Below are 594 nucleotides of genomic sequence, written 5' to 3' on the forward strand. Positions count from 1 at the left end.
CGAGAAGTGCTGTTAGTGCAGCACTTTCGTTGATGACCGGGGACCTGACGCCGCGCCTGCGCTGGCCGGTTCCATCTGCGTTTAGTCCGCGGCATACAGGACACCGCCTCGTTCGAACAGCCGAGCAACAGAACCAGCACGGGAAGCCGGTAGAAGATCCTCGACGGTATCGTGGCCGGAATGTTCGGCTTCGATCTTCGCCCTCGACGTGTGCGCGCCGAGCATAGTCGCCTTGAACGCTTCGGCACCGCTACCTCTCAACTCAGCGCCGACGACATCGCTGACCGCATCTCGGGTGTCCATGCGATGGCTGACCTGGCAGATGAATGGGATTGGCGAGGACGTCAGGATTGCATCGACAGTCTGTGCGGGTACCTCCGGGCCTACCGCCAAGACGATCAGGCAGCCCGCCGCACAATCACCCAGGTGATCTCCACACGTTTGCAGCCAGACTACGCAGTCGACTGGTCTGCGCACGTCTTCGAGCTTCGCGGAGCAACTCTTGAGGATGCCGACTTCCGTGGTGCGGTGTTTGGTAGTGCCGACTTCGAGGGTGTGAAGTTCTGCGGCACAGCCGATTTCGCGCGCACGTCC

At 61.4% G+C, this 594-nt stretch carries 1 protein-coding gene; it reads left to right on the forward strand.

The genetic code is table 11. The features are described 5' to 3' along the window. Positions 1-180: 180 nt before the first annotated feature. The coding region (locus ON43_RS35095; protein WP_167333483.1) for a pentapeptide repeat-containing protein at positions 181-594 on the forward strand (414 nt) is incomplete at its 3' end.

The sequence above is a fragment of the Nocardia concava NBRC 100430 genome, from assembly GCF_000308815.1.
Lineage (GTDB): Bacteria > Actinomycetota > Actinomycetes > Mycobacteriales > Mycobacteriaceae > Nocardia > Nocardia concava.